The organism is Bacillus sp. FSL W8-0920 (genome assembly GCF_038593215.1).
Classification (GTDB): Bacteria; Bacillota; Bacilli; order Bacillales; family Bacillaceae; genus Bacillus; species Bacillus pumilus.
In genome coordinates this window covers 1154630-1173618 of sequence record NZ_CP151974.1, presented here as the reverse complement: position 1 = coordinate 1173618, position 18989 = coordinate 1154630, and the positions used below count along the sequence as shown (strand labels likewise).

Genomic DNA, 18989 nt, shown 5'->3' with positions numbered 1-18989 from the left:
AAAAAAAGAAGCACTGACATAGCAGTGCTCCTTCCTTCTTATAATTGTTTTGCCTGAAGCTCTTTGAATTCTTCCTCTGTGCAGCTCACAAAGTGACCTGGCTTCACTTCACGGAAATCAGTGTTTGTTCCTTTGTGAACGGACGGATCATACTTGATTCGTTTGCGGTTACGCTCATAATCTGGATCTGGAAGCGGAATCGCAGATAGTAATGATTTTGTATATGGATGAAGCGGATTTTCGTATAATTCATTCGCTGGTGCCAGCTCTACCAATTTCCCGAAATACATCACGCCAATACGATCGCTGATGTATTTTACCATGGACAGGTCATGGGCAATGAATAAATACGTTAAGCCTTTTTCTTCTTGCAGTTCTTTCATTAAGTTAACGACCTGTGCTTGAATCGACACATCTAATGCAGATATTGGTTCATCGGCAATAATAAAATCTGGCTCAACTGCTAATGCACGGGCAATTCCGATACGCTGCCTTTGACCACCAGAGAATTCATGCGGATATCTGTTTGCATGCCCTTTGTTCAATCCAACGGTTTCAAGCAACTGGTACACACGCTCTTTACGCGCTTGCTTTGTTTTCGCAAGGCCATGAATGTCGATGCCCTCTGCAATGATATCAAGGACTGTCATTCTAGGGTTCAGTGAGGCATATGGATCTTGGAAGATCATCTGCATTTGACGGTTGAACTCAAGCATTTTTTGTCTTGATTTCTTCCCGTGTACATTTTCTCCTTTATAAAGAACCTCGCCATCTGTCGCATCATAAAGTCTAATGATGGATCGGCCCGTAGTGGATTTACCACATCCAGACTCACCTACAAGACCTAGTGTTTCACCTTTGTAAATATCAAATGAAACGCCGTCAACTGCTTTCACCGTTCCTCTTGCTGTATGGAAATGCTGCTTTAAATTTTTGATTTCTAACAATTTTTCTGCCATGCTATTCACCCTCTTTTACTAATACAGGTTTTTCGTAGCTACCTTCTAGTTCACGCATTCTCGCCTTTACAGCAGCAGGCGGTTCAACTTTAGGTGCATTTGGATGAAGTAGCCATGATTTCACATAATGCGTATCTGATACTTTGAACATTGGCGGTTCTTGTTCAAAGTCAATTTTCATTGCATAATCGCTTCGGAGTGCAAATGCATCTCCTTTCGGCGGGTTTGTCAGATCTGGCGGTGTTCCTGGGATTGCAGTCAGCTTTCCTTCAGCTCCGCCATCTGTGTCTAGGCTTGGCATTGATGCCAATAGTCCCCATGTATACGGATGTTGTGGATTGTAGAAAATTTCATCCACAGTTCCTGTCTCAACAATCTGACCTGCATACATAACAGCTACACGATCAGCGACGTTGGCGACAACACCAAGATCATGCGTAATAAAGATAATTGACGTTTCAACCTTTTGCTGAATTTCTTTCATTAATTCTAAAATTTGCGCCTGAATTGTTACATCTAGAGCTGTTGTCGGCTCATCGGCAATCAATAGCTTTGGATCTGCTGCGAGTGCCATCGCAATGACAACCCGTTGTCTCATCCCGCCACTAAATTCGTGTGGGTATTGTTTGATTCTTTTTTCAGGCATTGCAATTCCAACAAGCTCCAGTAATTCAATGGCTCTTTTTTCAGCCGCTTCTTTTGAAATTTGTTCGTGCTTGAACAGCACTTCTGTAATTTGTTTCCCGACCTTCATCGTTGGGTTCAAGGAAGTCATCGGATCTTGGAAGATCATTGAGATGTCTTTTCCTCGAATGTTTTGCATTTGTTTTTCAGTTTTCTTGACAATATCTTGCCCATCAAACAGGATCTGTCCGCGCTTGAAATAACCCGGCGGCATCGGGATTAATCTCATGATGGCCTGTGATGTCACACTTTTACCAGAGCCAGATTCACCTACAATAGCAAGTGTCTCGCCTTTATTTAAGTGGAAGTTCACACCACGAATGGCTTGAACCTCTCCACCATATGTTTTAAATGAGATTGCAAGGTCTTTCACCTCTAGAATACGTTCACGTTCCATCCTAATCACTCCTTATTTACGCAACTTCGGATCTAAAGCGTCTCTTAGTCCGTCTCCAACCACGTTAAAACCAAACATTGTAATACAGATAAATGCGGCTGGGAACCATAATCTCCACGGGTAGTAAGTCATGGCTGGAATTCCGTCAGACGCCATTGTTCCCCAACTAGCTAATGGAGCTGGTACACCAAGCCCTAGATAGCTTAAGAATGCCTCCGTGAAAATAGCCGAAGGAATGGTTAGTGTCATCGTGACAAGAATTGGTCCCATTGAGTTTGGAATCAAGTGTTTAAATAAAAGTCTAGATGTTTTCGCACCTAATGTTTGTGCGGCAAGAACGTACTCTTGGCTCTTCAATTGTAAAACCTGTCCCCGAACAATACGTGCCATGTTAATCCAGCCTACAACTGTCATGGCGAGGATAATCGTTAATAATCCTTTTGGCAGAACAACCATCATTAAAATAACCATTAATAGTGTTGGGATTGCCCATAAAACGTCTGCGATACGCATCATCACTTCGTCCGTACGTCCGCCTTTGAATGCAGCAATACTTCCCCAGATAATACCGATGATCACGTCAAGAACAGCTGCTGCAAGACCGATAAAGATCGAAATTCTTGCCCCAACCCATGTACGAACAAACATGTCTCGGCCTAAATCATCCGTACCGAACCAGTGCTCTTTTGAAGGCGGCTGATCTGCATTAAGCAAATCTGTCGTAGAGTAATCATATTTAGAAAACACCGGAACGAAGATCGCCAGCATCACAACAATGAAAATAATTGTAAGCCCAACCATTGCAAGTTTATTTGCACGGAAGCGAAGCATAGCATCCTTCCATAAAGATAGACTAGGTTTAGAAATTTTTTCAGATTCTGCTGCATCAGCCGTCGCCGGCACAAATAAGTCTTTTCTCATCTCTTCCATGTGTTAGACCCCTTTCTTCGCCTTCGTCAGTTTAATTCTAGGATCGATAATACCGTAGAGGATGTCAACGACTAAAATACTGATTAATAGAATAATACTGTAGAAGACTGTGACACCCATGATGACGGTGTAATCACGGTTTGTAATACTTGTGACAAAGTGAGAGCCTAATCCAGGAATGCCAAAAATCTTCTCCACGACAAAACTACCTGTTAAAACTGAAGCAGCCATTGGTCCCATGTAAGTAATGACAGGTAACAATGCGTTTCGAATCGCGTGTTTGATCGTAACAGCTGATTTCGTTAATCCTTTCGCTCTAGCCGTTCTAATGTAGTCACTGTTTAGCACTTCAAGCATACTTGACCGTGAAAGTCTAGCGATAAATGCCATTGGCATGAAGGAAAGTGCAATAGAAGGTAGTACGGTGCTGGCCCAAGACTCCCATCCTGCAACTGGGAAAATCGCTAAAATGCTTGCCTCAGATGCAAATACATATTGTAGTAGCGCCGCTAAAATGAAACTTGGAACTGAGATTCCAAAGATCGTTAAAATAGCAATCGTATAGTCTTGCCACTTGTTATGATAGAGCGCTGCAAGGACCCCAAACAATACACCAAATGCTAATGCGAGGAGAATTGCCTCAATTCCGAGGGTAAAGGAAACGGGGAATCCAGAACCGATTAAGTCATTTACGGTTTGTCCTTTGTATTTAAATGAGGGACCAAAATCTAATTTTGCAACTGAACCTAAGTAGCTTACATATTGAACAAATAAGGGCTTGTCCAACCCGTAGTGCTCGTTTAGGTTTGCTTCAATTTCAGCAGGAAGTTTCTTCTCCCCAGAGAATGGACCACCAGGTGCTGCCTGCATGAGAAAGAAAGTTGCAGTTACAATAACAAACAGTGTGATTAAAATATATATTAATCGCTTACCGATATATTTAAGCAACGGAATTGCACCTCCATGATTTTACAACATTTTCTCTAATCAGCAAGAAAGGTATATGGAGAGACATCCTCCATATACCTTAAGATCCTTGCCGTAGATCTCTTACACTATAATCTTACTTTTCGAAATGAGCCCATTTGTATTGAACATCACCAAGTCCAGATACGACGACACCTTTAAGTTTTGGATCTTGTACCCAAAGCTGAGTGTAGAAGTAGATTGGTGCTATAGGCATATCGTCGATGATGATTTTCTCTGCTTTTTTCAGCATTTCTTCACGCTTCGTTTTATCTGTTTCTTTCGCAGAATCATTCAACAATTGTTGATACTCTTTGTTTTCCCATCCAGTGTCGTTGTTTCCACCGTCTTTATCTTTGTAAAGCTCAAGGAAGTTCACTGGATCGTTGAAGTCACCTAACCAGCCCATACGTCCAATTTGGTAATCTCCACTGTGGATTTTGTCGATGTATACGTTCCACTCAGAGTTATCAAGTTCAACTTTCACACCTAAATCTTTTTTCCACATTTCTTGAATTGCTTGTGCAATCTTTTGGTGAGCTTCATCTGTGTTGTAAGAAAGTTTCAATGCTGGAAGGTCAGAAACTGACTTATAACCTAATTCTTTCACACCTTTTTCAAGAAATTCTTTAGCAGTTGCTACATCGTGATCTTTGAAGTAGCCAGTTTTGTTATCAGTAAATCCTTCCATTGTTGGAGGAACGATTGCCATTGCTGGAACTTGTTCACCTTGCGTAATTTTGTCAACAATTGCTTGACGGTTGATTGAGTATGCAAGGGCCTTACGGATGTTTGCATTATTTAAAGGTTTTGATTCTGTGTTGAATTTGTAGTTATAAATACCAGCGATCGTTTGAATTTTAAGACCGCCATCTTTTTTCAATGTTTGTAAAGATTCTGTTGGAAGGTTTCCAGTTGGAGAACCAGCCCAGTCAAGCTCACCTTTTTTGAACATGCTAAGCTCAGTGTTTGTGTCTTTGATCATAGACATGTTAATCTTTTTCAATTTCACAGTGTCTTTATCCCAGTATTCATTGTTCTTTTCAAGCGTGATAGAACCGCCATGTTTCCATTTAGAAAGAACGAATGGTCCGTTAGATACGTAGTTTTCACCAGCATTTGTGTACCAGTTTTTATTCTTTTCAGCCACTTTTTTGTTGACTGGCATATACGTATAGAATGCAGTTAGTTCAGTAAAGAACGGTGTTGGGTTCTCTAGCTCAACTACAAGCGTTTTGTCATCTTTTGCTTTAATACCAACATCAGCAACTTTCGCTTTCCCTTTGTTCGCTGCTTCAGCACCTTTAATATAGTAAAGCTGGTAAGCATATTGAGATTCATTTTTAGGATCTAATGCCCATTTCCAAGCATATTCGAAATCTTTAGCTGTGACAGGGTCACCATTAGACCATTTTGCATCACGAAGTGTGAATGTGTATGTTTTACCATCAGCACTTGTTTTGATATCAGAAGCCATTGCATTTTCTGGCTTACCTTCAGCGTTAATTCTTGTTAATCCCTCAAAAGTCTGACGGATGACACTTCCTGAAGTTGAATCATTTGCCAATCCCGGATGTAGAGAAAAAGGCTCAGTGGAGATATTCACATTTAGTGTTGTTTTAGCCTCTCCAGAACTGCTCGTGCTGTCGCCTGATTTGTTTCCGCTGAAACCACAAGCGCTTAATACAAGTGTGAAAATAAGCATTAAAGTAACAACAGACCAACGCTTTTTCAACTGTATTCCCCCTTATAATATGTTTTAGTTCAAAGGTCTCGATAGAAGATGAGATTCAGATTTAAGAAATAGCGTAAAAAAGTCCCTAAATAGCTTACTTTCTATTTCTTTTGTTTTTTCTGAATTTTCACTATGTAAAGAGCCTAGCACAAACGTGTGAACAAATTAATTATAATGAATAGAATAATTTATTGCAATATCAATTTCATATATTTTTAAAAAACGTAAATGGGGATAAAGAGGGATTTTTATAAACTAAAGTCTCAATCACTTCAACAAATTAAAGCGGAAATTGATTAAAATAATTTAACAAATTCAGCAGGAATAATGTTTTATACATATAATTAATCATCCTTTTTTAAAAAAATCTGACAGATAGTTGGTATTTTACCTAAAATTTTAAGTGTCAAACGACATGATGAGAAGGTCACATGAGGGCTTCGTGACTTTTTCATGGTCATCCTTTATAATAGATAGACATAATGTTGCGATGAAAAAGAAGAGTACATATATTCACCATTAACAGAGAGTCTGCGGCTGGTGCGAGCAGATAATGGCATGTATGGAATGGGCTTTGGAGCAGCTAACCGAACACTTTTGAAAGTAAGTAGGCTTAGACGGAGCAGTCTCCGATATCAACGTCTTGAGTGATTTCCATGTGAAATAACAAGGGTGGTACCACGGTTCATTCGTCCCTTTTCTGTTGAAAAGTGATGGGTGGGCCTTTTTATATTGAAGAAAAGAGGTTTTAGTATGACAAAGAAGACAATTTTTTCAGGCATTCAGCCGAGTGGTTCGGTCACATTGGGGAACTATATTGGAGCGATGAAGCAATTTGTCGATTTGCAGCATGATTATCACGGCTATTTTTGTGTAGTCGACCAGCATGCGATTACGGTGAGTCAGGACAGGCTAGCCCTTCGCCAAAATATTAGAAGCTTAGCAGCTCTTTATTTAGCGGTTGGACTTGATCCAGAGAAGGCGACATTGTTTATCCAATCAGAGGTACCTGCTCACGCCCAGGCAGGATGGATGCTGCAATGTGTTGCTTATATTGGGGAATTAGAAAGAATGACCCAATTTAAGGACAAATCCGCTGGTAAGGAAGCGGTTGTTTCAGGACTATTAACGTATCCCCCATTAATGGCTGGCGATATCTTATTATATGGTACTGATTTAGTCCCTGTCGGAGAAGATCAAAAGCAGCATCTTGAATTGACTAGAACGCTTGCTGAACGTTTTAACCGCAAATACAATGACATCTTCACCGTACCTGAAGTGAAGATTCCAAAAGAAGGCGCTCGGATTATGTCTTTAGCAGATCCGGTGAAAAAGATGAGCAAATCCGATCCGAACCAAAAATCGTTTATTACTTTATTAGATGAACCAAAGCAGCTTGAAAAGAAAATCAAAAGTGCTGTGACGGATTCAGAAGGCATCGTTAAGTACGACAAAGAGAACAAGCCTGGGATTGCCAACTTGCTGACGATTTACTCTGTGTTAGGTAACATATCGATTGCAGAGCTTGAGCAAAAGTATGAGGGCAAAGGGTATGGTGAGTTTAAGGGAGATCTTGCGAACGTCGTTGTTGATGCTTTAAAACCAATTCAAGATCGATACTATGAACTCATTGAGTCAGACGAGCTTGATCGCATTCTTGACGAAGGTGCTGAAAAAGCAAACCGCGCAGCAAACAAAATGCTGAAAAAAATGGAGAATGCAATGGGTCTTGGCAGAAAGCGCAAATAAAAAAAGCTTGCAGCACATCACGCTGCAAGCTTTTTCTAATTCACCTTTGATTCGTTTTCCATTTCCCAAAGCTTTTCAAAAAACGGCTGTCCCTTAATCATTTTTTCACAAAATGCTACATGATTCTCTGACCATCCATCAATGGTTTCATTGTAAAGCATGTTCCAAATCTCTTCGAATGACATTCGTTTGATTTGATTGTACATGCGCGGATTCCATTCCGTATACCAATACGCAATCTCCGCCCTGTTTTGAAGACCTTTTAATTGATCGAGCGCCATAAACATTAGCTGCTTCAGCTGTCTTTCTTTTCTCGTTAATCCGCTGATGTGCTGCGGCGGCAAAGACAAAATGTGATACTCCTTCGCCGACTCAAGACGGTCCTGAGAGAATTCATATTCCTCAGCCTTCACATCCTTCACCATTTCATACACCAATTGCTCCTGCCTTGGGATTAAGCGGCTTTTCCTCACAGGAATGGAATACCCAATCGTATCCACAGCAATAATTCGTATGCCGTCTGTCACCACAAAGCAATATTCTAATTTACGCCGTTCATGATTTTTTCGAATATATGATTTCTCAAAAACAGATTCTAGCAGCGTCTTCGGCAGCTCTGAAAGATCATTCTCTATGTAATCATACAAAGGACTCTGCACCTTGAGTAAAGGTACTTGATCTAACAGCTCCACACTGTCCTCCTTGCGCCACTCATGAAAATGACACACATTGTAGCCATTTTCTTCCCCTTCAAACCAATTCACCCATACGTCATGAAGAAATAACATAACCAATCCCTCACTTTATAAAAACTGTTGTCCACAGTATGGGCAAGGGATAGAGAAATTATTCCAACTTTATTAAACTTCAAGCGGAGCGAATGTGGTTTGCATTTCTTTATTGCGCAGAGTCCCTTTCATCTTGTCATAAAAATGAGGCATTACTTTAACTTTTTAGGATCAAGCGCATCTCTCAGCCCATCTCCTAAGAAATTAAAGCATAAAACGGTCAGCAATATCAGTAAACCTGGGAAGAGCGGATACCACCACGCTTGCACCATAATCGAGAAGTTTTGTGCATCTTGCAGCATGTTGCCCCAGCTCGCTGTTGGCGGCTGTATGCCAAACCCTAGATAGCTCAGTGTTGATTCGGCTAAAATGACGGAACCTACTTTTAATGTAGCTGACACAATAATAGGACCGATACAGTTCGGTAAAATATGCGAAAAGATGATGACATGGTTTTTCGTTCCAATGGTTCTTGCTGCGAGTACGAATTCTCTTGTTCGCAGTGATAAAAATTCACTACGGATCAGTCTCGCGGTTGTGGTCCATCCGGTCAAAGCAAAGATTAAAATCAATTTATCAATGCCCGGTTTGAAAATAGTAACAAGCGTGATCAAGAGAAAAATGTCGGGAATCGACAACACGACATCCACAAATCTCATTAACAAGGAATCAACAAATCCTTTGAAATACCCCGCTACCGCTCCGACCACAGTGCCAATGGTAATCGCACCGACCACCGAAACGAAACCGACTAATAAAGAGACCCTCGCGCCATAAAGCACCCTTGAGAAAATATCGCGGCCAAACTTGTCAGTTCCCATCAAATGCTCAACACTTGGCGGCTGGAGCCGTTTTAATAAATCTTGCTGCTCTGGTGCGTAAGGGGCAATCACAGGAGCGAAAATGGCTGAAAAGATAATGACCAATAAGATCACGGAGCCGGCAACCGCCAATTTATTTTTGAAAAATTTCTCGCAAAATAAACGCAGCATCGTCTCTGGCTTTGGCGGAAGACCCTCCTTTAATTTGAGATCAACAGGAGGTGTTCCCATATTAGGCTGTGCCAATTGTGCTTCAGCTCCCTTCTAATATTCAATACGCGGATCAACGATCGCATAGAGAATATCCGCAATTAAATTTCCAACCACCACGAGCACTGCGGAAATAACAGTCATCGCCATAATGACCGGATAATCTCTCGAAAAAGCAGAATCAATGAACAGCTTTCCAAGCCCTGGCCAAGTGAAAATTTGTTCCACTACGACTGCACCACCAATAAAGGATGGAATCATCAATCCGAAAATCGTAATGACAGGCATAAGACCGTTTCTTAACCCGTGCTTGAAAATGACTTTGTTTTCTCGAAAGCCTTTCGCTCTTGCGGTACGAATGTAATCCTGCCTCATGACATCAAGCATACTCGACCTTGTGTACCGGGTGAGCCCTGCCATATCAGCGGTTGCTAAAACAAAGGCTGGTAAAATGATGTGATGAAGCCGGTCAAATACATTAAAATCGGCGTTTAAGGTAGAGACGCCGCCTGTTGGGAACCATCCTAAATTCACAGATAAAACCATTATTAGAATGAGTCCAAACCAAAAGTTCGGAATAGCCAGTCCGATAAAAGATGTAAATGTAATGCCATAGTCTAGCTTTGTATATGGACGTTTTGCCGAAAGAACACCGAATGGGATGGCGATAATCAGGGCGACTAATGTAGAAAAGATCATGAGGATGAGGGTATTTGGCAGCCGGGCAAAAATCAAATCAGCCACAGGCGTTCCCTTTTTAACAATGGAGGTGCCAAAGTCACCTTGAAGCATATTGCCAAGCCATTTCATATACTGCACATATTCAGGGTCGTTCAAGCCGTACTTATCAATAAAAGCTTCCCGGTCTGCCGCACTAATGGTTGGGTCCATCATAAGTGACATCGGATCGCCTGGTGCTGCTTTCATAATGGCGAAGGACAAAATGGTAATCCCAAATAAGATGGGAATGGAAAGCAGTGTCCTTCTAATGATATATGTAACCATATGCACAACTCCTTTTTCATCGGATCGCCATACTGTGATGAAAAAGGGCTAAAATGATCTTTCTTTTAGCCCTCTGTCTTCATTGCATCGTGATATGAGAACCCTCTCAATCTAACTGGTGCTCGGTGAATGAAAGGGTATATCTTCACGCTAAAAGGAGAGAACTTTCCTCTTCTTTCACTAGCAGCCTACTGTTCAATCCACCATTTCTCGATTTTGTAATACTCATCTTTCGGGTGGTAAGAGTAGCCTTGGAGATTAGATGGCATCGCGCGATGTGAGTTGGCATAATAAAGGAACGTATATGGCTGATCTTCTGCGATCAATTCATAAATTTTTTCATATGCCTTTGAATATTCTTTTCGATCGCTTAAATTCTTGGCATCTACTAACAGCTTATCGACCTCTTTATTTTTATACCAGATGTTATTCAAGCCTTTTTCTGACTGGCTTGAGTGGAAGATGCTGAATTGATCAGGGAATGTGGCAAGGCTCCAGCCGAGCAGCAGCGCATCATAATCCCACTTAGGCGGTGTCGTCTGCTCAATGAGTGCACTGAATTCCACAATTTGCGGCTTCGCTTCCACACCAATTTCTTTGAGCTGCTGCTGGACAACGACAGCAATGTCTTCACGGACTTTGTTTCCTTGGTTGGTCTTTATAACAAAGGAGAATTTCTTGCCATCCTTATCAAGATAGCCATCTCCATCTGTATCCTCCCAGCCCTCTTCTTTCAGCATCTTTTTCGCTTTTTCTTGATCAAATTCAAACACTGGAACACTTTCATTTTTAGGGTAGTTCCATGACAGCGGACTTTCTGGAATGTTGGCTACTTTGCCGTCTCCATCTAACACTTGATCGACAATCGTTTGGCGGTCAATGGCATGTGTCAGCGCTTGGCGGACCTTTTTACTTTTAAAGAGATCATTTTTCTGGTTCCAGCCAATGTATGAATAATTGAGCCCTAAATCAGATTCAATTTTAATGTTGCTGACTTTTTCAGCCGTTTGCAGCTCTGCTCCAGGTACAGCAAAGAAATCAATATCACCTGCTGAAAGCTGGGCAATTGCTGCGTTCTGATCAGGAATCGTTTTAATCGTGACGGTATCAAGATATGGACGTCCATCCCAATAATCGTCAAAGGCTTCTAGTTTCACGTAGTCGCCTTCTTTCCACTCGGCAAATTTAAATGGACCTGAACCAATTGGTTTTTTTCGGTTAAATTCATTTTCACCGAGATCTTTTATAGGCACATCACCTAAAATATGCTTAGGCAAAATGCCGTAGCTTCCTAGTGTGACATTATAAAAATAGGGATCTTTTTTATTGAGCTTGAATTCGATTGAGTAATCCCCTGTCTTTTTAACTGAATCTAATACTTCAAATCCTGATCCGCGCTCCCCGTTGTAGTCCTTATTGATCGGAATGCTGTATGTAAACACAACATCATCAGCTGTCAATTCTTCTCCATCATGAAACTTTACGCCTTTTTTAATGGTCACATCAAACTGCTTCCCGTCATCAGATTCTTTAATATCTTCTGCGAGTGATAGCTGAGGGTTCAGCTTTCCGTCCGTTTGAAGTAAAAAGCTGTAGATTCTTTCTTCAATATCAGAGCTAGCCACGTCTGTTGAATACAGCGAGTTAAATAATGTTGGTTCTGCAATGGAACCGATGACAAGATCTCCGCCCTGTACAGGTTTACCGGTGGATTTCTTTTCACTGTCTCCAGAGGTTTTATTTCCACTAGAGCAAGCCGCAAGCATGAGCGTGAAGATCAGCAGTAAACTAATCAATATGGATTTTCTATTTCTACCTTTCATATACAATTCCCCCTATCCTTTTTTAGAAATGACGACAGATGCCGCTTCATCCCCCCTCTCAAAGATGAATTCATCCAAGCCGATTAAGCGTCGTAGAGGTGACAGGCAACGAAGTGGTTTGGTTTTAATTCTTGAAATGCTGGTATTTTTTCTTTACAAATTTGTTTCGCATACGGGCATCTTGTATGAAATACGCACCCTTTTGGCGGATTTGCAGGACTTGGCAGATCGCCTTGAAGCATGATCCGTTCTCTTTTGATCTGACCTTTTTTACGGGTAACAGGGACAGAAGAAAGCAATGCCTGTGTATATGGGTGGAGCGGTTCATCGTACAGGCTGTGCTTATCGGCAAGCTCCATCATTTTGCCGAGATACATCACGCCGACTCGATCACTAATGTGCCTGACCACACTTAAGTCGTGAGAGATAAATAGATAGGTCAGGTCAAATTCCTCCTGAAGTTCCTCCATCAGATTAATCACCTGCGCCTGAATGGATACATCAAGTGCTGAAACCGGCTCATCTGCGATAATCATTTCAGGATTCATGGCAAGTGCACGAGCAATGCCGATTCGCTGCCTCTGCCCGCCAGAAAATTCGTGGGGATAGCGATTTGCAAAGCTTGGATGAAGGCCCACCTTTGATAAAAGCTGTTCTACTTTTTCATTTCTTTCTTTTAAGGAATATAAGTGGTGTGTTTTGTAGGGTTCTTTGATGATGCTTCGAAGTGTTTTTCTAGGGTTGAGTGATGCAAAGGGATCTTGAAAAACCATTTGGATGTTTTTTCGTGTTGATTGTCTTAGCTTTGATTCTGATACACGGGAGATATCTTGCCCTTTAAAAAGGATTTGACCGTCAGTTGGTTCATATAAACGAATCATGGTCCGGCCTAATGTTGATTTACCGCATCCTGATTCCCCCACTATCCCTAACGTTTCACCTTTATAAATCTTCAAATCTATGCCGTCAACAGCTTTGACTGCACCGACTTTCTTCTGAAAGACGCCTGCTTTAATCGGAAAATGTTTTTTGATTTGTTTCAGTTCAAGTATGGCTTCTTTCTCTATTAGATCTGTTGCATGTGGTTGATTTTGAGCAAGGGTCATGTTTGGTCTGCCTCCTCATATAAGAAGCATCTGACGCTTCTGCCATTTTCAAAAGTCCTCAGTTTAGGCAGTTCACCTAGGCAGCGCTCCTTCACTTGCGGGCATCTAGGAGCAAATCGGCAGCCGGCTGGAAGCTGATCCGGTGCAGGGACATTCCCTTTTATTGCTGTTAGCGGCTGTATGTCTCCGTCAATGACAGGAATCGATTCAAGCAGCCCTTCTGTGTAAGGATGCAGCGGCTGATCAAATAATTCTTCGACGGTCCCATTTTCAACAACCTGTCCGCAGTACATGACAATGACTCGATCTGCCACTTCAGACACGACACCTAGATCATGAGTGATGAGGAGAATCGATGTACCAAATGTCGTGCATAAATCTTTCATCAATGTGAGCACCTGGGCTTGAATCGTAACATCTAGGGCAGTTGTCGGTTCATCTGCAATGAGGAGCTTCGGATCACAGCTTAGCGCAATGGCAATCATCACTCTTTGCCGCATGCCGCCTGATAAACGGTGCGGGTAATCTTTGATGATTTGTTCCGGTCTGGAAAAACCAACAAGCTTCAGCAGGTCAATCGCTTTTTTTGTCGCTTCTTTTTTTGAAAGTTTTTTGTGATAGATGAGGATTTCTGTTATTTGTTCCCCGATGGTTAGGACGGGATTAAGTGAGGTCATGGGTTCCTGAAAGATCATCGACACGTCATTACCACGAATGCTGCATAATTCCTTTTCACCATATGTAACGAGATCCTTGCCATCTAGCTTGATGAAACCGTCCATAATTTTTCCACCAGTGCCGTTAATCAAGCCCATAATGGATAAGGACGTAATGCTTTTACCAGATCCAGACTCACCGACTAATGCGACAGTTTCTCCTCTGTTGATACTGAAATCAACACCATCTACAGCAGGTATCGCTTCTTTTTTTCTAAAAAAATAGGTTTTTAAGTTCTGCACTTCAAGCAGCGTGGTCATGTATTCGCCCCTTTCACCATCAATCAATAGAACAAAATCTAAAAATTTCATCTTTTTCGAATAAAAAGAATTATCAAAATTTATATTTGTATATTATTACATTGTTATGACGAAATCAAGAAGAATTTAGTAAATTTGTAATATGTCTCTTTTTGTGTGAATCATTCACTTTATGAGTCTATCGCCTTTAAAAAAGTTTCGGACGGCTCTGCAATCATAGACTCCTCGCTGATTCTGTGTTCGCTGAAATACTTTTTCACGATATAAAACCCAGTGGCGTAACCAAGCATTTTGGGGTAGTTCCCTTTTCCATAAAGGAGGTTCTGTATCAGTCTTTCGTCGTCCTGCACTTTTTGATCAAGATGACTGGATACCCATTTCTGATACATACGCTGAAGCTGCGTTTCGTCATAGAGAGTGGTCCATTTGGCTGTATAGCTTTCTCCGTATCTATGATACACAGCATATTCAGCGAGCCCCTCCATCATGATTGTATCAAGGAATGTAAAATCTTTTTCTTCTTTCGTGAGAAAATGCAACCTACATACATGGTGATATTCATGAGTCAGCAATGTGCCGATACGTTCTTTCGGGGTATTTGGCGACAAAAAGAGAAAGACCTTGTCGTCAAATGCCATGCCGGATTGATAATAAAATTGCTCTCTAATTTCTTTACTGCTCTCATTGACTGGCAAAATAAAGACTGGAATGTCAGGGCCTTTCCACTGCTTTTGCAGCGCCCGGTATTCTTTCATGACGAGCTGGAAGTACCCTTTTTCTTTGAGCTTGTCGATCATGTCTTTGCATGATCGAAAAGAGCGAATCATGCCGTGATGTTGCAGGTGGGAGAGAATAGAGGACCATTCTTTTTCCTCCGCCCCTTTAAAATAAGGAACAAAGCGCGACGCAAGCTCCTGAAATGATGAAGATTGATGAATGAGATATTGTGTATTGACTAGACCCATACTGCTAAACACCTCCATTTTCATCATATGCAAAAAAGCGGCGATCTGATTATAGATCGCCGCCTTCTTAGGAAATATTACGCTTCGTATTTTTTAAAGATAATTGTCGCATTGTGTCCGCCAAAGCCAAGTGAGTTACTTAGAGCCACTTGTACTTCTTTTGAACGTGCTTCATTTGCCACATAATCAAGATCACATTCTTCATCCGGTGTTACAAGGTTAATGGTTGGAGGAATAACGCTGTCTTTAATCGCAAGCACAGAGAAAATAGCTTCTACTCCACCTGCTGCGCCAAGTAAGTGACCTGTCATCGATTTTGTCGAACTGATCGCAAGCTGATTCGCATGCTCTCCGAACACTTCTTTAATCGCCATTGTTTCAAATTTATCATTGTACGGTGTGCTTGTTCCGTGGGCATTGATATAATCAATTTCTTCCACAGACAAACCAGCATCTCGAATCGCTTCTTTCATTGCGCGTACGCCGCCTTCTCCGTTTGGAGCCGGTGCTGTAATATGATACGCATCTCCAGTTGATCCATATCCAACAATTTCTGCATAAATCGTCGCGCCACGTTTTAATGCATGCTCAAGTTCTTCAAGAACGACAATCCCTGCACCCTCTCCCATCACAAATCCGTCACGGTTTTTGTCAAATGGACGGCTTGCTGTCTCTGGATCAGGATTTGTCGAAAGAGCTTTGTTCGCACAGAAGCCAGCGAACGACATTTTTGTTAACGGCGCTTCTGTTCCGCCTGTGATCATCGCATCTGCATCTCCGCGCTGAATGACTTTAAATGCATCACCAATTGAGTTTGTTCCTGTTGCACATGCTGTGACAGTACAAGAGTTAACCCCTTTTGCGCCAAGTGCAATTGAAATTTGGCCTGTTGCCATATCTGGAATCATCATTGGAACGAAGAACGGGCTTACGCGTCTTGCCCCTTTATTTGAATACACTTCAAACTGCTCTTCAAATGTTTCAAGTCCGCCAATACCAGATCCAACCCATACACCAACACGCGGTGCGATTTCATCTGTGATTTCAAGACGTGAATCTTCTAGCGCCTTTTGAGCAGCAACGACTGCATATTGTGTGAAGCGTGCCATTTTTCGTGCTTCTTTTTTCTCCATGTAATCTTCAATGTTAAAATCTTTTAATTCTGCAGCCACTTTTGCTGTATATTCACTTGAGTCGACACGTGTGATTGGTCCAACTCCTGATACACCTGCTAAAGCATTTTTCCATGTTGATTCTACATCGTTGCCAAGAGGTGTCAAAGCACCCAATCCTGTAACAACTACTCGTTTTTTATCCATTAATTTGTGCACCTCACTCTTTTATCGGCCCCATCGCATAGCGATTGCGCCCCACGTTAATCCGCCACCAAAACCTACCATTACAATCACATCGCCGTCATGAATTTTTCCGGCTTCGATTTCTTCACATAGTGAAATCGGAATGGATGCTGCTGATGTGTTTCCATATTTATGGACTGTCTTCGACATTTTTTCAACTGGCAGCTCTAGGCGTTCGCGGGCTGCTTCCATAATGCGAATATTTGCTTGATGCGGGATCAAGAAGTCAACGTCTTCTTTTGATAGTCCAGCTTTTTCGATGACGTTTACGCTTGACTCGCCCATTTGTCTTACAGCAAATTTAAATACTTCTCGTCCATTCATGATTGTATGATCTTTTTCATCTAAGTACAAGTGCTTACCGCCTCTTCCATCGGCTCCAAGCTCAAATGAGAGAATTCCTTTCCCTTCGCTGACCTCTCCTAACACAGCAGCACCTGCTCCATCTCCAAACAGAACAGCAGTATTGCGGTCATCCCAGTCGGTAATGCGAGAAAGTTTTTCAACGCCAACGACGAGCACGTGCTTGAACGTACCTGATTCGATAAATTGTTTTCCAGTAACAAGCCCATACATAAAGCCAGCACACGCAGCGCTAATATCCATTGCACATGCTTTATGTGCACCGAGCTGCTCTTGAATCATACAAGCGACTGTCGGAAATGATTGATCTGGCGTGACTGTCGCCACAAGAATCATATCGATATCTTCTGCAGCTACATTTGCGTCAGCTAATGCTTTTTTTGCAGCAGCAAGCGCCATATGTGATGTATTGACATCATCAGAAGCAATTCTTCTTTCTTCTATACCTGTTCTAGTACGAATCCATTCGTCAGAAGTTTCAACCATTTTTTCTAAATCAAGATTTGTTAACACTTTTTCAGGTATATAGCGGCCAAGGCCAATAATTCCAGCATTCATTGAATAAGACTCCTTTTACTCATACGAGCATGTGATATTGTGATCTTATATTAGTATCTGGTACTAATTTTAACTTATTTTTTTCTCCTTGGCAATACAAACGTCTAACCTTTCCTCTCACTTTTTTCATAGATTATTGATATACCAATCGTAGAAAGGAGCATTTGATATGGCGCAAAAAGATATTTTTTCGGCGATGATGTTTGGACAGCCGCTTGAAAAGGAGAAAAGCAAGGAAGAAGCAAAGGAGGAACGCGTGGAGACAACTTCAAGTGAAGAGTCCATTGACTACATGCATGTCATGAACCAAATTGGGAACATTATGAACTCCATCGATGAGCTGAAGCCTGTGTTTAAAGATGTTGGCCCTATGATTAGTGCCTTCAAGAAAAAATTATCATAAAAAAAAGCCACTATTCTGTGGCTTTTTCTGATTCTGCATCTGCTTTTCCAAGCTCATATGCCTCTTGCATAACAGATGTAAACAATGATAAAAGCGGCTGAAGAGCTTCGGGCTCAAGCTGAATACCTGCTTTATCTAATTCTTCTTTTGCCTGCGGAAAATACTTCATGGCAATTTGTAAAAACTCCATCGATTTTTCGTGCTGCATCGTTGTATCCTCACTTTTCATTTGGCAGTTTGCCAGTTTTTTTGTAAGACGCAATATCACTTTCAATGTCTTTCAAAAAAGCACGGTCAATGGTGGAACTAAATTTCCCCATTTCGATCACTCCTTCTTTAAAGTCAAAGGAGTACTCACCTTGTGCATTTAGCTTGCCTTCATTAAATTTCTTCGCAATAATACTATACGCTTTATCCACATGCTGGACTGTGCTTGTTAAGACGGTATGGCTGCCGAGGTTGGATTGATCGGTGACATATCCGATCGCTGATAAATTATCGGCTTTGATTTGTTCAATGACAGGGATATTATAACCATCACCTGCTGGATATACAACATCTACGCCCTGTTTTTCCAATTTTCGATAGAGCTCCACGGCTTTGTCCGCATCATCCCAGTTTTCAACAAACTCGGCAAGCACTTGTACATGTTCATCTTGATATTTTGCACCTTTGATAAAGCCGTCTACTTCGCTTTGCCAATCATATGTAGCAAGAATACCAATCTTTTTTGATTTTGACATATGTGCTGCTGTCATGCCTCCGAAAAAGCCCATCGCTTCACCTTTAAACGTCACATTCGCAACATTATCAGCCTGAGGCTTGTTTCCATTTACCGTGATAAATTGTGTTTTCGGATAATCTTCACTAATGATGTTGAAAATTTCGCTGTATTCACTGCCATGGCCAATAATCAAATTGACTCCTTTTTTGTGAAATTCTTCAATGGCATCAACGATTTTCTCTTTGTCGACCATTCCTTCCTTATAATAAACATCTACACCAAATGTTGATTGAATATTTAATAAGCCTTTATAACCTTTCGTTCCCCAAACTTGATCATTAATTGTATCGGGGACGAGTAAACCCACCTTCTCAATCTGTCCTTTTAAAGGTGCCTGTGAGCAGGCAGATAATAGGAGAAGGAACGAAAAGATCATGACAAGCCGCTGATACTTCATGCCATGTTCAA

General features: G+C 41.4%; 18 protein-coding genes and 1 other annotated feature. Of the genes, 2 read left to right on the top strand and 16 right to left on the bottom strand.

Annotated features, from left to right (window positions below):
• Positions 1–38: 38 nt before the first annotated feature.
• The 5 genes from NSS78_RS05660 to NSS78_RS05640 all read right to left on the bottom strand — a co-directional run bounded on the left by NSS78_RS05660 (position 39) and on the right by NSS78_RS05640 (position 5671).
• Positions 39–959 (bottom strand): ATP-binding cassette domain-containing protein, encoded by a 921-nt coding sequence (locus tag NSS78_RS05660; RefSeq protein WP_106035866.1) that lies wholly within the window; start codon positions 957–959, stop codon positions 39–41.
• Position 960: 1 nt separating this feature from the next.
• Positions 961–2049: an ABC transporter ATP-binding protein gene (locus NSS78_RS05655; protein WP_095117782.1), complete on the bottom strand. Its 1089-nt coding sequence runs from the start codon at positions 2047–2049 to the stop codon at positions 961–963.
• A 3-nt stretch (positions 2050–2052) separates the two neighbouring features.
• Complete coding sequence (locus tag NSS78_RS05650; RefSeq protein WP_050945283.1) at positions 2053–2970, bottom strand: ABC transporter permease; 918 nt, start codon at positions 2968–2970, stop codon at positions 2053–2055.
• A 3-nt stretch (positions 2971–2973) separates the two neighbouring features.
• Entirely contained in the window at positions 2974–3918 is a 945-nt protein-coding gene (locus NSS78_RS05645) for an ABC transporter permease (protein ID WP_050945284.1), read from the bottom strand.
• Between the two features lie 115 nt (positions 3919–4033).
• Positions 4034–5671 (bottom strand): peptide ABC transporter substrate-binding protein, encoded by a 1638-nt coding sequence (locus tag NSS78_RS05640; RefSeq protein WP_050945285.1) that lies wholly within the window; start codon positions 5669–5671, stop codon positions 4034–4036.
• 481 nt (positions 5672–6152) lie between these two features.
• Positions 6153–6371: a binding site (T-box leader), on the top strand.
• Positions 6372–6424: 53 nt separating this feature from the next.
• Here NSS78_RS05640 and trpS point away from each other — a divergent pair.
• Positions 6425–7420, top strand: coding sequence for a tryptophan--tRNA ligase (gene trpS, locus NSS78_RS05635; RefSeq protein WP_003212181.1), 996 nt, complete (start codon positions 6425–6427; stop codon positions 7418–7420).
• Between the two features lie 35 nt (positions 7421–7455).
• On the opposite strand, the gene NSS78_RS05630 is transcribed toward trpS, so the two are convergent.
• The 9 genes from NSS78_RS05630 to NSS78_RS05590 form a co-directional block, all read right to left on the bottom strand.
• Positions 7456–8208, bottom strand: a complete 753-nt coding sequence (locus NSS78_RS05630) for a YjbA family protein (protein ID WP_212046071.1) — start codon at positions 8206–8208, stop codon at positions 7456–7458.
• 152 nt (positions 8209–8360) lie between these two features.
• Positions 8361–9260 (bottom strand): oligopeptide ABC transporter permease, encoded by a 900-nt coding sequence (opp4C, locus tag NSS78_RS05625; protein ID WP_003212337.1) that lies wholly within the window; start codon positions 9258–9260, stop codon positions 8361–8363.
• A gap of 33 nt (positions 9261–9293) precedes the next feature.
• On the bottom strand, positions 9294–10244 hold the full coding sequence (locus NSS78_RS05620; RefSeq protein ID WP_050945293.1) for an ABC transporter permease: 951 nt from the start codon (positions 10242–10244) through the stop codon (positions 9294–9296).
• A 188-nt stretch (positions 10245–10432) separates the two neighbouring features.
• Entirely contained in the window at positions 10433–12067 is a 1635-nt protein-coding gene (locus NSS78_RS05615; RefSeq protein WP_050945295.1) for a peptide-binding protein, read from the bottom strand.
• Positions 12068–12150: 83 nt separating this feature from the next.
• Entirely contained in the window at positions 12151–13173 is a 1023-nt protein-coding gene (locus tag NSS78_RS05610) for a dipeptide ABC transporter ATP-binding protein (protein ID WP_309216408.1), read from the bottom strand.
• On the bottom strand, positions 13170–14150 hold the full coding sequence (locus tag NSS78_RS05605) for an ABC transporter ATP-binding protein (RefSeq protein WP_327840120.1): 981 nt from the start codon (positions 14148–14150) through the stop codon (positions 13170–13172). The genes NSS78_RS05610 and NSS78_RS05605 overlap by 4 nt, the downstream gene beginning before the upstream one ends.
• Before the next feature lie 170 nt (positions 14151–14320).
• A complete protein-coding gene (locus NSS78_RS05600; protein WP_050945299.1) occupies positions 14321–15115 on the bottom strand; it encodes a DUF2268 domain-containing protein in 795 nt (264 codons plus the stop codon).
• A gap of 77 nt (positions 15116–15192) precedes the next feature.
• Positions 15193–16434 (bottom strand): beta-ketoacyl-ACP synthase II, encoded by a 1242-nt coding sequence (fabF, locus tag NSS78_RS05595; protein ID WP_003211631.1) that lies wholly within the window; start codon positions 16432–16434, stop codon positions 15193–15195.
• A gap of 21 nt (positions 16435–16455) precedes the next feature.
• Entirely contained in the window at positions 16456–17394 is a 939-nt protein-coding gene (locus NSS78_RS05590; protein ID WP_003212296.1) for a beta-ketoacyl-ACP synthase III, read from the bottom strand.
• Between the two features lie 169 nt (positions 17395–17563).
• On the opposite strand from NSS78_RS05590, the gene NSS78_RS05585 reads away from it, so the two are divergent.
• The gene (locus NSS78_RS05585; protein ID WP_212046074.1) at positions 17564–17797 is read left to right on the top strand and encodes a hypothetical protein; all 234 of its coding nucleotides are present in this window, start codon (positions 17564–17566) and stop codon (positions 17795–17797) included.
• Positions 17798–17807: 10 nt separating this feature from the next.
• Here the strand turns inward: NSS78_RS05585 and NSS78_RS05580 are convergent, their stop codons facing one another.
• Together NSS78_RS05580 and NSS78_RS05575 are read right to left on the bottom strand one after the other, a co-directional pair.
• A complete protein-coding gene (locus tag NSS78_RS05580) occupies positions 17808–18005 on the bottom strand; it encodes a ComZ family protein (RefSeq protein ID WP_003211983.1) in 198 nt (65 codons plus the stop codon).
• Positions 18006–18015: 10 nt separating this feature from the next.
• Positions 18016–18978, bottom strand: a complete 963-nt coding sequence (locus NSS78_RS05575) for a BMP family ABC transporter substrate-binding protein (RefSeq protein WP_050945301.1) — start codon at positions 18976–18978, stop codon at positions 18016–18018.
• Between the last annotated feature and the right edge of the window lie 11 nt (positions 18979–18989).

Excerpts from the sequence above, each read along its gene's own strand:
- opp4C (WP_003212337.1), bottom strand. The coding sequence starts at position 9,260 with ATGGGAACACCTCCTGTTGATCTCAAATTAAAGGAGGGTCTTCCGCCA.
- NSS78_RS05615 (WP_050945295.1), bottom strand. The coding sequence starts at position 12,067 with ATGAAAGGTAGAAATAGAAAATCCATATTGATTAGTTTACTGCTGATC.
- NSS78_RS05660 (WP_106035866.1), bottom strand. The coding sequence starts at position 959 with ATGGCAGAAAAATTGTTAGAAATCAAAAATTTAAAGCAGCATTTCCAT.
- NSS78_RS05605 (WP_327840120.1), bottom strand. The coding sequence starts at position 14,150 with ATGACCACGCTGCTTGAAGTGCAGAACTTAAAAACCTATTTTTTTAGA.
- trpS (WP_003212181.1), top strand. The coding sequence starts at position 6,425 with ATGACAAAGAAGACAATTTTTTCAGGCATTCAGCCGAGTGGTTCGGTC.
- NSS78_RS05590 (WP_003212296.1), bottom strand. The coding sequence starts at position 17,394 with ATGAATGCTGGAATTATTGGCCTTGGCCGCTATATACCTGAAAAAGTG.
- NSS78_RS05610 (WP_309216408.1), bottom strand. The coding sequence starts at position 13,173 with ATGACCCTTGCTCAAAATCAACCACATGCAACAGATCTAATAGAGAAA.
- NSS78_RS05650 (WP_050945283.1), bottom strand. The coding sequence starts at position 2,970 with ATGGAAGAGATGAGAAAAGACTTATTTGTGCCGGCGACGGCTGATGCA.
- NSS78_RS05630 (WP_212046071.1), bottom strand. The coding sequence starts at position 8,208 with ATGTTATTTCTTCATGACGTATGGGTGAATTGGTTTGAAGGGGAAGAA.
- NSS78_RS05575 (WP_050945301.1), bottom strand. The coding sequence starts at position 18,978 with ATGAAGTATCAGCGGCTTGTCATGATCTTTTCGTTCCTTCTCCTATTA.
- NSS78_RS05620 (WP_050945293.1), bottom strand. The coding sequence starts at position 10,244 with ATGGTTACATATATCATTAGAAGGACACTGCTTTCCATTCCCATCTTA.
- NSS78_RS05585 (WP_212046074.1), top strand. The coding sequence starts at position 17,564 with ATGGCGCAAAAAGATATTTTTTCGGCGATGATGTTTGGACAGCCGCTT.
- NSS78_RS05580 (WP_003211983.1), bottom strand. The coding sequence starts at position 18,005 with ATGCAGCACGAAAAATCGATGGAGTTTTTACAAATTGCCATGAAGTAT.
- NSS78_RS05600 (WP_050945299.1), bottom strand. The coding sequence starts at position 15,115 with ATGGGTCTAGTCAATACACAATATCTCATTCATCAATCTTCATCATTT.
- fabF (WP_003211631.1), bottom strand. The coding sequence starts at position 16,434 with ATGGATAAAAAACGAGTAGTTGTTACAGGATTGGGTGCTTTGACACCT.